Annotated in this window: 13 protein-coding genes and 1 other RNA gene; 4 read left to right on the top strand and 10 right to left on the bottom strand. The window is 45.4% G+C overall.

Translation table 11 applies throughout. The annotated features are described in order from the left end of the window. On the top strand, window positions 1-425 hold a 425-nt coding region (locus AAA939_RS02700), incomplete at its 5' end, for a transposase (RefSeq protein ID WP_338225911.1). 64 nt (window positions 426-489) lie between these two features. On the opposite strand, the gene AAA939_RS02695 is transcribed toward AAA939_RS02700, so the two are convergent. From AAA939_RS02695 to AAA939_RS02665, 7 genes are all read right to left on the bottom strand, one after another. After that, the gene (locus AAA939_RS02695; RefSeq protein ID WP_338208820.1) at window positions 490-1842 is read right to left on the bottom strand and encodes a glucose-6-phosphate isomerase; all 1353 of its coding nucleotides are present in this window, start codon (window positions 1840-1842) and stop codon (window positions 490-492) included. Between the two features lie 220 nt (window positions 1843-2062). After that, window positions 2063-2920: a GRP family sugar transporter gene (locus tag AAA939_RS02690; protein WP_338208819.1), complete on the bottom strand. Its 858-nt coding sequence runs from the start codon at window positions 2918-2920 to the stop codon at window positions 2063-2065. 237 nt (window positions 2921-3157) lie between these two features. Further along, a complete protein-coding gene (locus AAA939_RS02685; RefSeq protein WP_338208817.1) occupies window positions 3158-4339 on the bottom strand; it encodes a class I SAM-dependent methyltransferase in 1182 nt (393 codons plus the stop codon). A 248-nt stretch (window positions 4340-4587) separates the two neighbouring features. Further along, complete coding sequence (locus AAA939_RS02680; RefSeq protein ID WP_338230450.1) at window positions 4588-6111, bottom strand: ATP-binding protein; 1524 nt, start codon at window positions 6109-6111, stop codon at window positions 4588-4590. Further along, window positions 6111-6836 carry a winged helix-turn-helix domain-containing protein gene (locus AAA939_RS02675; RefSeq protein WP_338208814.1) on the bottom strand — a complete coding sequence of 242 codons (726 nt, stop codon included), beginning with the start codon at window positions 6834-6836 and terminating at the stop codon, window positions 6111-6113. Before AAA939_RS02675 ends, AAA939_RS02680 begins: the two co-directional genes overlap by 1 nt. Before the next feature lie 327 nt (window positions 6837-7163). Further along, window positions 7164-8507, bottom strand: a complete 1344-nt coding sequence (locus AAA939_RS02670; RefSeq protein ID WP_338208812.1) for a PFL family protein — start codon at window positions 8505-8507, stop codon at window positions 7164-7166. Between the two features lie 9 nt (window positions 8508-8516). Further along, a complete protein-coding gene (locus AAA939_RS02665; protein WP_057707834.1) occupies window positions 8517-8786 on the bottom strand; it encodes an ACT domain-containing protein in 270 nt (89 codons plus the stop codon). A gap of 196 nt (window positions 8787-8982) precedes the next feature. Here AAA939_RS02665 and AAA939_RS02660 point away from each other — a divergent pair, with 196 nt between their 5' ends. From AAA939_RS02660 to AAA939_RS02650, 3 genes are all read left to right on the top strand, one after another. Then, window positions 8983-9915, top strand: a complete 933-nt coding sequence (locus AAA939_RS02660) for a DMT family transporter (protein WP_338208809.1) — start codon at window positions 8983-8985, stop codon at window positions 9913-9915. Window positions 9916-9968: 53 nt separating this feature from the next. Beyond that, window positions 9969-10336, top strand: a transfer-messenger RNA (tmRNA) gene (ssrA, locus tag AAA939_RS02655). Window positions 10337-10490: 154 nt separating this feature from the next. After that, the gene (locus tag AAA939_RS02650) at window positions 10491-10919 is read left to right on the top strand and encodes a nuclear transport factor 2 family protein (protein WP_338208807.1); all 429 of its coding nucleotides are present in this window, start codon (window positions 10491-10493) and stop codon (window positions 10917-10919) included. Between the two features lie 573 nt (window positions 10920-11492). Here AAA939_RS02650 and AAA939_RS02645 read toward each other — a convergent pair. The 3 genes from AAA939_RS02645 to AAA939_RS02635 form a co-directional block, all read right to left on the bottom strand. Then, window positions 11493-12050, bottom strand: coding sequence for an ECF transporter S component (locus AAA939_RS02645; RefSeq protein ID WP_338208805.1), 558 nt, complete (start codon window positions 12048-12050; stop codon window positions 11493-11495). A gap of 92 nt (window positions 12051-12142) precedes the next feature. After that, on the bottom strand, window positions 12143-12463 hold the full coding sequence (locus AAA939_RS02640; protein ID WP_338208802.1) for a hypothetical protein: 321 nt from the start codon (window positions 12461-12463) through the stop codon (window positions 12143-12145). Between the two features lie 219 nt (window positions 12464-12682). After that, on the bottom strand, window positions 12683-13849 hold the full coding sequence (locus AAA939_RS02635) for a hypothetical protein (protein WP_338208801.1): 1167 nt from the start codon (window positions 13847-13849) through the stop codon (window positions 12683-12685). Window positions 13850-13887: the final 38 nt, after the last annotated feature.

The raw sequence follows: 13887 nt of genomic DNA, 5'->3' as shown, positions 1-13887 counted from the left end.
ATTCAAATCTAGAAACACGTAAACCACAATGGTTTACGCATCTAAAAGACTGGTTTACTCAAGAACAGTTAATCTTAAAGGGCTTAGAACTGGATCCAATTTTTCAACATACTTACTTTACAGCGCATGCCTTAGTGGATGCGTTAAGAACCAGAGATTACCAACGTTTTATCGAAGCTTTAAGTAGAACTGACAAAGTCAGTTCACAGCTTGAAATAACCATGAAAACCTATCGTAAACATCTGTCTCTAATTAAGAACATGATGGCAAGTACCTACTCCAATGGTCCTTTAGAGGGCGTTAATCGAAAAATAAAGCAAATCAAACGGACGGCGTACGGGTACAAAAATTGGTCGCGTTTTTACACACGAATTCGGATTGAATTTACAATTCAGAACAAAAAAAGAAAACCAATTCGAAAATGAATTGGTTTCCTCATAAAGTTACTCATCAACAGCCGTTGACAAAGAGCCTTTATTTACTGTTAGTTTAGTCGTCTAAACGTGCAGTTAATTTCTTAGTTAATTCTTCGTAACCTGGTTTGCCAAGAAGCGCAAACATGTTGTTCTTGTAGGCTTCAACACCTGGTTGGTTGAATGGGTTGATCCCGTTCAAGTAACCAGAAATGGCAACAGCTGCTTCAAAGAAGTAGATCATGTAGCCAAGCGTGTAAGCGTCTTGTGAAGGAATGTTAACGACCATGTTAGGAACACCGCCATCAACGTGGGCCATAATAACCCCTTCGAAGGCCTTGGTGTTAACTTGGGCCATTGTCTTACCTTCAAGATACTTCAAGCCGTCAAGGTTTTCAGTTTCCTTAGGAACGTCAACGTCACTAGTGGCGTTTTCAACCTTAACAACAGTTTCCATCAAGTTACGACGACCTTCTTGGATGTATTGACCCAAGGAGTGTAAGTCAGTCGTAAAGTTAGCTGATGATGGGTAGATACCCTTTTGGTCTTTCCCTTCGGATTCGCCCATTAATTGCTTCCACCATTCTGAGAACATCGCCATATTTGGTTCGTAGTTTTCAAGAATTTCAGTGGTGTAACCCTTCCGGTATAAGATGTTCCGGAAAGCAGCGTATTGGTAAGCTTCGTTCTTGCTTAAGTCAGCATCAGAATATTCTGCGCGACCATCAGCAGCACCCTTCATTAATGAGTCGATGTCAGCACCGGAAACAGCGATTGGTAATAAACCAACTGGTGTTAAGACAGTGAAACGACCACCAACGTCATCAGGGATAACGAATGATTCGTAGCCTTCAGCATCGGCTTCTTGCTTCAACGCACCACGTTTGCGGTCAGTTGTTGCGTAGATCCGATCCTTGGCGCCTTCTTCACCATACTTGGCGATTAAGCGTTCCTTAAATACACGGAAAGCAATTGAAGGTTCAGTCGTGGTACCAGACTTCGAAATGATGTTAACAGAGAAGTCACGGTCACCAATCATGTGAATCAAATCGTTGACGTATGAAGATGAAATTGAGTTCCCAGCAAAGACAATTTGTGGGAATTTACGGTCTTCACGTGAAAGTGATGACCAGAAAGTTTCGTGTAAAAATTCAACGGCAGCGCGAGCACCTAGATATGAACCACCAATCCCGATTACGACTAAGACATCAGAATCGTTTTGAATCTTCTTTGCAGCGGATTTAATCCGAGCAAATTCTTCCTTATCATAGTCTACTGGTAAATCTAACCAGCCACGGAAATCTTTACCGGCGCCGGTACCTTCACGCAGCTCCTTGTCAGCAGCAGTGACCATAGCTTGCATTTCGCCAAGTTCGTTATCTTGAACAAACTTAGTTAAATTAGAGCTGTCAAATGAAATGTGTGCCATTTACTATTACCTCTTTCTATACGTATTTACAATTGATATTATACAATACGACCGAACCGAATGAAAAGCGCTTGCTCACTTTTTTCGTAAATTTTCGCAATTTATGTAAAAAATAAGTATTTTTATCATTAAAAAAGACACGAATAAGTCATCATATCCGCGTCAATTCAACTCTTTAGGTTTATCATATTTTTTTATAAATGTAAAAGTAAAAGTTTTACTATGCTTTCATAAGTGATAATGCAATCCCACCGATGATCACTAAGATCGACCCGATGACGACGTACACCATTTCACGCTTCGTTTTATGCTCACCGAGCAAGAAGATACTCCCGAAGGTTGAAATAACGATTCCCATTTGTGACAGGGAGTACGCGATTGCTTGACCAATTTGAGCCATTGCCATGAACATGAACAAGTTACCGACACCCCAGACTAATCCAGTCACGATGTTGCGATAAGTCGCACTTTCTTTCCATGGTTGGTCTTTGAACGACCAGATCAAGGCCCCAATCAGCATCCCAATCGCTTGTGGCATCACAACGGCTTGTGCGTTGACGTTTCCATAGTGGACCACGATGGTATAGCCAGCGTACCCGATCGTGGACAGAATCAACGCCCGGATACCGACACCCCAGTTTTCACTTCTACTGCGGTTAGGGTCACTACGGTCCGTTAACGATGTCAGGACAGCTCCGGCGATTAACACAATCACTGAAATTGAGCCGATCCAGTACATGTTGCCCTTCCATTCATTGAAGAGCAACACACCAGCCAAAGCGTTGGCCACTAATTGCATCCCCGTTGAAATCGGAGTCGTTCGTGAAATCCCAATCGCCTTCATAGACGTAAATTGTTGTCCCTGACCCACGCTCCAGAATAGCCCAGAAATAATCCCGGTTACCCATACTGCGGTTGTCAAAGTTGGTTGTTCAAAAATCCAAAGGAGCAGACCAAAGACCAAGGCCCCCATCGTCATCCCAAGGGTCTGTTGCCGTGCAGAACCGCCCAAACGACCACTAATCAGGCCGATACTACCCCACGCAATTGCAGGAATCAGTGCAATTAGAATTCCCATTACTAATAATCCTCATTTCTATTTTTTCTCTCAATGCCTAACGACAAAAAATAATTCTAACAGTAAAGTAACCGTTTTACCAGTCATAATCAGCATTGCGTGGTTAAATATAATTATTTTTATATTTTCATGAATTCGCTTACTTATTGATAGGGACCGTTTTCAATTAATGAAAACGGTCCCTAAAATCAGCGTTAAATTTTTTTTATTTTGCTTGTTTATTTAAACGAAAACGACCTAGTTATCAAACGTTAGAACTAATACTTTCAAGTAATTACTTGCTAAGTAGGCTTTACGAGTGACAAAGTCTGCTGGCAAGCGGAACGTTTCACTGACCGTGTAAGTCCGGTCACTATCGTCAAACGCAGCGCTGACCGCTTCTTGGAATTTCTTCATTGAGAAGTTGTTGGCCGTTGTTGCGACGATCATTTGACCATCACGCCGAACTGCTGGGAGCGCATTTTCCAAAAGAGCCGTTAAGTCGTTGGCCACTTGGAACTTTTGCTTCTTGACCCGGGCAAAGGTTGGGGCCGTTACGACCACAACGTCATAGCTCAAGCGGTGCTTAGCAGCGTAATCTAAGTAGCTGTTCACGTCAATGGCCCGAATTTCTTGCTTGTCCGGGTCAATGTTGTTGACGGCTAACTGATCAGCCGTTGCGGCGGCACCCTTTTTATTTGTTTCAATCGAAATCGTTTTGGCAGCGCCAGCAACCGCGGCAGCAGCTGTAATCCCGTTTTCTTGACTGAAGAGGTTTAAGACCGTCTTCCCTTGTAATTCAGCACCAGCCATCCACTGACGAATTGGGCGCATGTCCAACAATAAGCCTGTCGTTAACTCGTCTTGCAAATGAACGGGGTAAGTCACGTCCCCTTCCGTTACTAATAATGGTTCGGGGGCAGCATCACCAGTCACTAACTGACTCTTAAGGTTAGCTTCACCCACGTTGAACCGTAACTTTGCGTAGATTCCCTTGAATTGGTGATCCGTAGCCGTTTCAAACGCGGCGTATAACATCTCGCGTTGTTGGTAAATCCCTTGGGCATACCAAGTGAAGACGTAATAGTCTTGATAACGGTCAATCGTGACACCACCAAGGCCATCACCATCAGCGTTGAAGACCCGTTGTGGCAAGTTAGGATCAAAATTGGTCGACCGCCGAACAAGGGCCTGTTTGAATAACTTCCGGAAATAATCCGTTGTTGGCGTTTCGCTTTCGTCGCGGCTCAGCACCCAGCCAAGTTGGCGACGGTGCTGAGCAACCAACGCGTAACCCATAAATTGTGAGCTCGCCATCAGCGCTACGAACGAGCCGTCCGTTAATTTCATACTTGGATCTTTTAAGTCATCTTCTACTAATAACGGGTAGCCGTCTTTGACTTTCCGTTGGGAATTACCTGTAATTTGTACTCTTTGCATTTTTTTCTCCTATTCGTTCTAAAACTTATCTAAAAAAGCGATAAATCGCTGTCTACAGCCACGTTAAGCGTACCATACTTGCCCCGGTATCGCTACGGAAACCCGGCCAAAACAAGTCACGGGCTACTAACCAGCAACCATCGCCGTTAGTAACCCGCTCATTGATTTGCAGGCTAATCCGCGTACGGACGCCCCCGCGTGTTAATTTTCACAAATCTTACTTGTCACACTTATAATTAGTAATTGGTCTAGTCCTCAACGATTGGTTTATCAAAACCACTATCAGGGAAGGTAATCGTAAAGCAAGTCCCCTCACCGGCGACACTGTCGACCTTGATCGTACCACCATGTTGTTGAACCAATTGATGGGAAATAGCTAAGCCCAAGCCGGATTCGCCATACTTCGTATTTTTACGTGACGCATCCGCTTTATAGTAGCGTTCCCAAATATTTTTCACTTGTTCGGGGGTCATGCCGATACCGTGGTCCTGGACGGCAATTTCAACCGCATGTTCCGTACGGCGCGCCGTCACTTCAATCACGTTGTCTTGTGAGAACTGAATGGCGTTTTGCATAATGTTGAATAACACTTGCACGAACCGGTCGTAGTCGGCCCATACCGGTAATTCTTCCGGCACTGTCAGCTTAAACTGGTCCTCGGCCGCAGCGGCCTTCTTATCCAATTGCTCAACTAAGTTATGCAACACGGTACTTCCGTCAAAGTTCTTTTTATTCAACGCAATTTGTCCGGTCCGAATCTTTTCGTAGTCTAAGTTCTCATTGACTAGTCGAATCAATCGTTTTGTTTCATTTTGCATCAGTTCAATCGAATGAGCCTTATCCTCTTCAGGAATGGCGTCGTACGCTAAGCCTTCTAGGATCCCATTAATCGTCGTTAACGGTGTCCGCATTTCATGCGCAGCGTCGGCCATAAACTCACGCCGCCGTTTTTCTTGACGCTTGATTTCTTCATTGGAAGCCCGTAAAGAACTCACCATGCCGTTGAAGTCATCGGCCAAATCATCGATTTCATCCTTGTGATTGCTTTCAACGTGAATGTCAAAGTCACCACTGGCAACGGAATGCGTGGCGTGCCGCAAGCGGTTGATTCGTCGGACTGAATACCGAGCTAAAATATAGCTGAGTAGCAACGCCGCGACGCCGGAAACGAGCAATGCAATGAACAAGTTATTTTCAATTTGTTGTTCATTGGCCTGCAAGGTCTGTTCAAACGAGCCAATCGAAATGGCCCCAACAAACTTGCGGACACCGTCATTTTTATAAAATAACGGCACCAAGACGTCGATGGTCCGTAGCGCTGGTGTGTTTACGGGACGATCATGGCGTCGTGATCGGAAAGTCACGTGTGGTGATTGCGTGATGGTTTTGTTTTGCTTGAGTTTTTTCCAATCGCCAGCTGAAATGTGCGGATCATAGATCGACCCACCCGGCGCACCAGCATCACCGATGACCGTACTATTTGGATAAACGACCTTTTTGTTCGCGTCATACACGGAAAAATGAATGTGTTGATCGCGTAAGATCACCGTACCATCGTTTAAGAATTGTTGGTTAAATCCAACGACCTGATGCGTCTTGGTATTATACCGAATGGCTTCTTTTTCAATACTTGCGGCGTATTGTTGCAGTTGTTGCCACGAGTTTTGATAAATCATCGTCTTGGTCGTGCGAATAAACGCAAATCCCAGAACCACGACAACCGTAATAATAACGGCAAAAAAAGACAGCATTTGCTGATAAATCAATTTCATTAATCAGTCACTCCACTATCATCAAACTTGTAACCGACCCCCCACACGGTCTGGATAATCTGGGGGCCAGCCTTTTCAATCTTTTGACGGAGTTTCTTAATGTGCGCGTCCACCGTCCGCTCGTCACCATAGTATTCATAATCCCAAACAAGTTGCAGTAGCTGTTCCCGTGAGAACACTTGCCGTGGCTTCTGAGCTAACGTCTTCAGTAGATCAAACTCTTTTGGCGTTAAGTCTTGAATCTGCTTATCAGCCAAGTAGGCCTCACGTGTCTTCGTGTTGAGCTTAAAGTGATCCGTCTGGACATCAAAATCACTGGCCGCGTCACTAGGTTGTTCTTCCGGTGCCACCTTGCTAAGGTCGGCCCGACGGTGAAGTGCTTTGATTCTCGCGATTAACGTAATGGGTGAAAACGGCTTCGTGACGTAATCGTCAGCGCCCATTTCTAATCCCAGCACTTGGTCACTTTCTGAGTCTCTGGCCGTCAACATGATAATTGGTACGGTTGGTGAAACTTTGCGAATTTCTGCACTAACTTGCATCCCGTCTTTGCCCGGTAAATTCAAGTCCAGGGTGACCATGTCCCAGCCAGTCACATCCGTATTAAACATCTCAACGGCCTCGTTGCCATCGTAGGCAAAGTGCGCATCCCATTTTTCCTTCTTAAAAAACATCGCCATCATTTCTGAAACAGATTTATTATCTTCAATCATTAATAACTTCATTAACTGATTCCTCCAAGTCACTCGCTTATATTGATAAGCACGTTGGACGTCTTCGATAAGTTGCGTCCCGAACCTACTTATTATCATACCCCACTTCGGGCTAGTATTCAGGATAAGTATAACAACAAATTACTAACAAACCGTGCTAGATTTGTGAAAGAAGTGTGTATGCTTGGGCTCGCTGTCCGTGCTTTCCAGAATTGGTTCACTAATATAGTAGAAAACGGCCTTTCAAGGTGTCATCAAAAAAATCGTTTATCTCTAAAGAAAACACTTCTCAAGCCTAAATGCCTGAGAAGTGTTTTCAATCATGGGCAGATACCCTAACTAATTTTTAAATGAATGGATTGGTGCCGGAATGTGGCCCCCGCGTTTAATGAATTCTGCCGGTTGACTTGTGTTCACCCGCATCACCGGCGCGCGGCCGAATAGCCCCCCGAACACCACTTCGTCCCCAACGGTTTTACCCGTTGCCGGAATCACGCGGACGGCCGTGGTCTTGTTATTGATCATCCCAATCGCAGCTTCATCGGCAATCATGCCACTGATACTAGCAGCGCTCGTATCGCCGGGAACCGCGATCATGTCTAACCCAACCGAGCAAACCGCCGTCATGGCTTCTAATTTTTCAATGCTCAACCGGCCCGCACTAACGGCCCGAATCATCTCAGCGTCTTCTGATACGGGAATGAAGGCACCGGACAAGCCCCCAACGTGTTCACACGCCATGACGCCGCCCTTTTTGACCGCATCATTTAGCAACGCTAACGCAGCGGTCGTTCCCGGTGCACCGACACTCTCTAACCCAATCTCTTCTAAGATTTCCGCAACCGAATCGCCCTCGTTAGGTGTTGGGGCTAAAGAAAGGTCCACGATACCAAATGGGACGTGCAGTCGCTGAGCAGCAATCGTTCCGACAAATTGGCCCATCCGCGTCACCTTGAAAGCCGTCTTTTTAATCTGTTCAGAAACCACGTCAATCGACGCGCCCCGAACTTGCTCCAACGCCCGCTTAACGACGCCAGGACCACTGATACCGACGTTGATGACCCGGTCCGCTTCACCGACACCGTGAAAGGCCCCCGCCATAAACGGGTTATCATCCACCGCGTTAGCAAAAACGACGAGACTCATACAGTTCACTGGGTCGTCGGCCGCAATTTGCTTAATAATCCGCCCCATCTCGCCGACTGCGTCCAGGTTAATTCCGGCACGCGTCGAGCCGACATTGACCGAGCTACAAACCCGACTCGTTTCTGCCAACGCTTGCGGGATCGATGCAATCAGCTTACGGTCGCCACTCTGATAACCCTTCTGCACAAGCGCAGAAAAACCACCAATCAAATCGACACCTAACGCACGCGCAGCCTTTTCCATGGTTACCGCATAGGCCACGTAATTATCATCCCCACTCGCCGCGGCAACAAGGGCAATCGGGGTCACGGCGATCCGCTTATTGATGATTGGAATCCCATATTCAGTTTGAATCTGATCGGCAACTTTAACTAAATCCTTCGCACTAGTCGTAATCTTGTCGTAGATTTTTTGCCGGGCAGTCGCACCGTCACTATCGATGCAGTCAAATAGCGAAATTCCCATCGTAATCGTCCGAATATCTAAATTTTCTTCGGCAACCATTTGAATCGTTTCTAAAATTGATTGACTTTCCATACGGACCCCCTACAATTTCTGAATGGCGTCAAAGACGGCTTGGCGTTGAATCCGGATCGTCAACCCAGTTTCGTTTTCTAACCGTCCCAAAGCACCTTGCGCATCAGCGAAACTCAGTTGCTGGTCATCCCATTCGCCAGACAACATCATTGTAAAATTATGATCCATCAACGTTTGTGACATATCTACAATGTTAATCTTCAGTTCTGCCAACTGATTTGCAACTTTAGCAACGATACCTACTTGGTCCTGTCCCACTACCGTAATAATTGCTTTCATGCCGATACCTCCAGATTTTTGCTGTGCTGGTCTTGATGTCCATATAATAGCATGAGTTTACTGAAAACGCATCCGTTACCCTACCCTAAGCCTTCATGAGAATAATAAGAGATTACTCAGAAACGTAGGGTCGCCCCCCAAACTTTGTTATAATGAAAAACGCTTGTTAATTTTCAGAAACGAAAGGGTGGCAGTATTGACGCAACAACATCATTTACGGGGCGTTATTCTAGCGAGTATCGCCTGTATTCTTTGGGGCATCTCAGGGGTCGCTGCGAGTACCCTCTTCATCAGCAACCCGCGTTTAACGGCCATTTGGTTAACGGAAGTTCGGATGATCAGTGCTGGCCTTATTTTACTTATCTGGGGACAGTTGGCGGGAAAACACCCGGTAGCCATTTGGAAACAGCCCCGTACAGCTTGGCAGGTCGTTAGCTACGGCTTACTGGGACTTATCCCAGTGCAATGGTGCTACTTCGAGGCCGTTCGGGTTGGTAATGCCCCGATTGCAACCATTATTCAATTCTTGGGACCATTCATTATTACGTTTTACTTTCTATTTTTTAAACACGTTATTCCTAAACGGATTGAAGTCGTCGGCATGGTTATGGCCTTCGTTGGCACGCTACTCATTGTCACGCACGGTCACCTTAATAGCTTAGCCATCTCACCAGTGATTCTATTTTGGGGTGGTCTGTCAGCCATCGGGGTCGCAACTAACACCTTGATTCCACGGTCAATCTTGCCAAAATTTGGCGCCCTTTCTGTGACTGGCTGGGGGTTACTGGTTGCCGGATTGTTCTTAACGCTATTTCAACCGATGTGGCGCGTTCACTTAACCGTCAATGCGTTTCAAATTGCGCTACTCATGGTGATCATTATTTTCGGTACCGTGGTGCCCTTTTTGATGTTTGCGCACAGTTTGAGCTATATTTTGCCAACAACGGCTAGTTTACTAGACGCTTTTGAACCATTGGCCGCAACGATCTTTTCCGTACTCTTCCTGAACGTTCAGCTCACGAGCTTCGACTTGATTGGTGGGCTACTGATTATTTTGGCCGTCATGGCGTTATCGTTGAACATGCATAAGATTCTGCTACGTTTTCACCGGCGCCGAACGGATTCATAAACATAATAGTTGGCACGGTATAACAGCTATGCTAAACTAGTAGTGTTGAATTTGGGGGTGTTCTGGATTCGACAGGTATAGTTTGAGTTCGGATTGCGTTTCGTGCATGCATCACGTTAAAATGCCCAGTTTATTATAACTGCAAAAAATAATAACAATTCTTACGCTTTAGCTGCTTAATAGGCGCTTAACGTAGATCCTCCCAGGATCGTCCATGTCCTGGATCTGGGTCCTAAATTTAGTGGACTTACGCTCAATGCTTCCACCTGGAGCAACGAGAAGAGACTAATCAGGTTAGCTGTTGCTGAGTGCCCTGACATACGGCGTTTGTAACGGCGAAATTTAAATAGTATGAATATGAGCGTAGATATTCGAAGGGCAATATGCTTGGACGCGAGTTCGACTCTCGCCACCTCCATAATAGTTAGTCACCAACCAGAACTGGTGCGAAGAAATGCCGTGATTGCGGCATTTCTTTTTTTGTCTAAAAAACTGGGAATCCATTCTTGACTGTAACGTTACGGTACACCTTATACTGAAGTCATCACGTTGTCATCAAGATAAGGAGCCTAACAATGAATAAAGAAAATGACGCACTAACCGCAAAAATTATTGGCCTAGAAAAAGATGCCTTGAATAAGTGGTTCAAAGGGGACACTTCCGGTTACCTTAACATTTGGTCCAAGGAAAACTTTTCTTACTTTGACAGCTTTAAAGCGCAACGGATCGATACTTACACACAAATTAAGCAGTTCGTCCTAGCAAATGTTGAGGGCAAATTATTCGCAGATAGCTACGAATTTAAAGCGCCTCGTGTTCAAGCTAGCGATGACATGGCCGTTTTGACCTACCAACTCTTTGCGGACACGTCCCTAAACGAGATGCGTTACAACTGTATCGAAGTTTACCAACGGGAAGGCAATGATTGGAAAGTGATTCACTCTACTTGGTCAGTCATTCGCCCCATGGATATGAACTTTGAACCAAACAAAACGCTCGTTTAATCGACCGCTCAAAAGCATCTCAAAAAATAAAGAGAATCGCCCAGAAACCAAATGTACTTTTACTTGGTTTCTGAGCGATTTTCTTTTATTGTCACCTTTTTTAATTTGATTTTTTACTAACTAAATTTACAGCAAGAACAATGACGAAAATGATTCCGCCATTTCCCATACCAATTAGGCAACTGGACATTTTGACTGTAAATCGTGAATAAATAGCCTAAAAACCCGGCTAACACGGCACCTGACAAAACGAACTTAACGTGGGGGCCCAGCCGTTGTCACTTCACTAGGCAGATTCATCGCAACATTCCAATTTTGTTAAGCTTCCAAACGAGCAATTAGAGCGGACAACGGGTACCGTGGGTGTTATAGTAACGATGAATATCAGCAATTGGTATTCACTCCGCAGATTTTCGTACGTTCCCAGCAGTTTTTTTCACCAAACCCGTGTCCCACGCGGCCAAGCCAGTGCGCTTGACCGTTTTTTTGTTTTTATTATAATTCCGGATATTAAAAATCCTAGCGAAGACCGTCTTTGGTTTTCACTAGGACTTTTGCTACCTTGATTGCACGTTAAATCGATAATCGTTGGCGACTGAAGCCAACTTGCACGAGGACGCGATAAATTAATGGGACTAAAACAAAACAGGCCACCGAATTGATTACTGCAGCCAGTAGACTTGTAAAGGAGCCAATCATTGCTACTTGCAACGTAGTTCCCACCATCAGTGCTTCAATCACACCCGTCACCCAGGACGTAACGATCTTCGTTAATCCCGCTACAAACGAAACCCAGTAAAGTTTGGCGAGCTGATCTTCCGTATTGCCAACGGAACGGTAGCTCCAACTCACCATGGCAGCCAAGATAATTGCCTCAATCACGGTCAACCAAGACGTTGCGGCGTACCCGTTCAAAATATCGAATAAGCCCAAACCAATTGCACCGGCTGCGGCCCCATAGCCAAAGCCTAAAAACATGACGGCAACCACCGTTAAAATGTTACCAAAGTGAATAAACGGACGCCCCACAATTGCCGGGAGCGGAATTCGAATCATACTAATCCCAATAAAAATAATAGCGGCAAACAAACCTGCAAATACTAATTTCTTTAACTGTTCAGATCTTCCCATTTGTTTCCATCCCTCTTTCACCGTTGACTTTTTAATCATTTTTTAATGTAATTACTATTTTAATCCCATTTGCGCTAAATGAGAAGGCCGAATTATTGTTTAGAACTTGAAAATTCAACAATTCGGGTACTGGCCCGCTGGTTCGCGTCAATCGCCTGAGCAACCGCTAATAAGTCATAGGCCGCCCGTGGCATCCGGTAATGGTGGCAAAACAAGTAATAGCCTAAGTCGACGGCAATTTGCCGTGAGACCGTGACACTGTCCCCGCTCACTTTCAGTCGGTGTCCAGCACGCGTCACTAACCGTTTTAAAACCACGTCTTCTCGAATCTCTTGATTAGCGCTTGCAAGCATCAGCTGGGTTTTTAATTGTGTGTTATTCGCCCGTGTTTCCCAAAACTTTGCCTTAACCATCCTACTCAACTCCGTTCACTTACTCGGCTATATCATAGGAGTTTGGACAAAAGTTCGCAACGGAACACACCCCGAAAAACACCGCCTTATCAGGGTGTTCAGCGTTTTTACAAAATAACTTATATACATAAGCCCACTGTTCACTTGATAAATACTCGCAACCACTTTCCTAAGTTAATTTAAATTAATTTTATTCACGATTAAATTTATATCAACTCATTACTTTAGTTGCCAAGCTTCGCCGGGTTCCATGGCCCACATTGTTCGGTGGTAAGCCCCGTCTTCTTCTGAATAGTAGGCGTTGATTAATTGTCCCATCTTGACCTGCGAATTTGAAAATTCGCGGTACGCAGGAACTAGCCCGTTTAAAGCAGAAGGTGTCGTCGCCGTAAACTGGTACAATCGAACTTGCCGGTTGGCTAACGCCCCTTTGTCCCGAATTTCAGCCATAAATTCAAATGGCCGCTTCGACTGGTTAGACTTCACAACAATTGTTAACGGCTGACGGCCACGGATAATGTGATACTCATACTTGACCCCTGGGTTATGCTCTAACCCATCGGCGGGTGCCTTTAAATAAGCTAAGTAGTACATCGCCAGCAGCCCCACTTGATCCTGCGTCGTTATGTAAGGCTCACTCTTTGGCGCCAGTGTCCGAACATACGCCGGATCACGATTGACCCGGGGTTCACGATATCTTGTGTCTTCAGATTGACTGGTCGTGGTTGTTGATGAAAACTTGCTCTGACTAGATGATGAGGACGATGGCATCGTTGTCTGCTGATTCACATTCGAATTGGCTACCTGCCCAATTCTACTCATAATTGGGCGCCTCGTGCCAACGACCATCAAGCCCTGAAAACTCCCAATTGTAAGAACCATTCCCATTAAAATGGTGCCAATCATCAGGCCTAACTGATTTTTCAGAATCTGTTGACCTAATTGTCGGGGCGTTGCTGACAGATCAATAATCGCAGCGTCCTCCGCCAAAGCTGTTAAGTCATAGAGCTGTTGTGCGATGAGCCGTTCCAACCACAGTTTGCTACCAAATGCTACGGTCCCAATTCCCCAGGTTAACGCCAACCACAGCCGGGCGTGAGTCGCAAAGTCTAGGACGTCCAATAATTGCACAACGACTAAAATCCCCGCAAATATCACGACGGCCCAACTGATTCGAGCAGCTAAGTTCAACCGGCGGAGCTGTGCCGACTTGCGAATTTCACTCTTAAAAAAGGCCCGCCGACTCCGCCGAATTTGTAACGGTGTCATCGTCTTGTGGTAAGTGCCCTGAAAATCAATGAGTCGCGATTGCCACTGAACCGTTCGAATCCAAAAATAGCCAATTATGGCGATACAAACGACTATTCCAAACCACCATAGCTGCATTCTGCCGCCTTCCTTCATGAATTATTGTGATCATACCA

The organism is Lactiplantibacillus paraxiangfangensis, from assembly GCF_036246185.1.
GTDB lineage: Bacteria > Bacillota > Bacilli > Lactobacillales > Lactobacillaceae > Lactiplantibacillus > Lactiplantibacillus paraxiangfangensis.
This window is presented reverse-complemented; position numbering and strand designations above follow the sequence as displayed.

What these genes read in the sequence shown, in the direction of transcription:
- AAA939_RS02665 (WP_057707834.1), bottom strand. Translation starts at nt 8,786, where the DNA reads ATGAAAGCAATTATTACGGTAGTGGGACAGGACCAAGTAGGTATCGTT.
- AAA939_RS02675 (WP_338208814.1), bottom strand. Translation starts at nt 6,836, where the DNA reads ATGAAGTTATTAATGATTGAAGATAATAAATCTGTTTCAGAAATGATG.
- AAA939_RS02670 (WP_338208812.1), bottom strand. Translation starts at nt 8,507, where the DNA reads ATGGAAAGTCAATCAATTTTAGAAACGATTCAAATGGTTGCCGAAGAA.
- AAA939_RS02640 (WP_338208802.1), bottom strand. Translation starts at nt 12,463, where the DNA reads ATGGTTAAGGCAAAGTTTTGGGAAACACGGGCGAATAACACACAATTA.
- AAA939_RS02690 (WP_338208819.1), bottom strand. Translation starts at nt 2,920, where the DNA reads ATGGGAATTCTAATTGCACTGATTCCTGCAATTGCGTGGGGTAGTATC.
- AAA939_RS02635 (WP_338208801.1), bottom strand. Translation starts at nt 13,849, where the DNA reads ATGCAGCTATGGTGGTTTGGAATAGTCGTTTGTATCGCCATAATTGGC.
- AAA939_RS02695 (WP_338208820.1), bottom strand. Translation starts at nt 1,842, where the DNA reads ATGGCACACATTTCATTTGACAGCTCTAATTTAACTAAGTTTGTTCAA.
- AAA939_RS02645 (WP_338208805.1), bottom strand. Translation starts at nt 12,050, where the DNA reads ATGGGAAGATCTGAACAGTTAAAGAAATTAGTATTTGCAGGTTTGTTT.
- AAA939_RS02650 (WP_338208807.1), top strand. Translation starts at nt 10,491, where the DNA reads ATGAATAAAGAAAATGACGCACTAACCGCAAAAATTATTGGCCTAGAA.
- AAA939_RS02685 (WP_338208817.1), bottom strand. Translation starts at nt 4,339, where the DNA reads ATGCAAAGAGTACAAATTACAGGTAATTCCCAACGGAAAGTCAAAGAC.
- AAA939_RS02680 (WP_338230450.1), bottom strand. Translation starts at nt 6,111, where the DNA reads ATGAAATTGATTTATCAGCAAATGCTGTCTTTTTTTGCCGTTATTATT.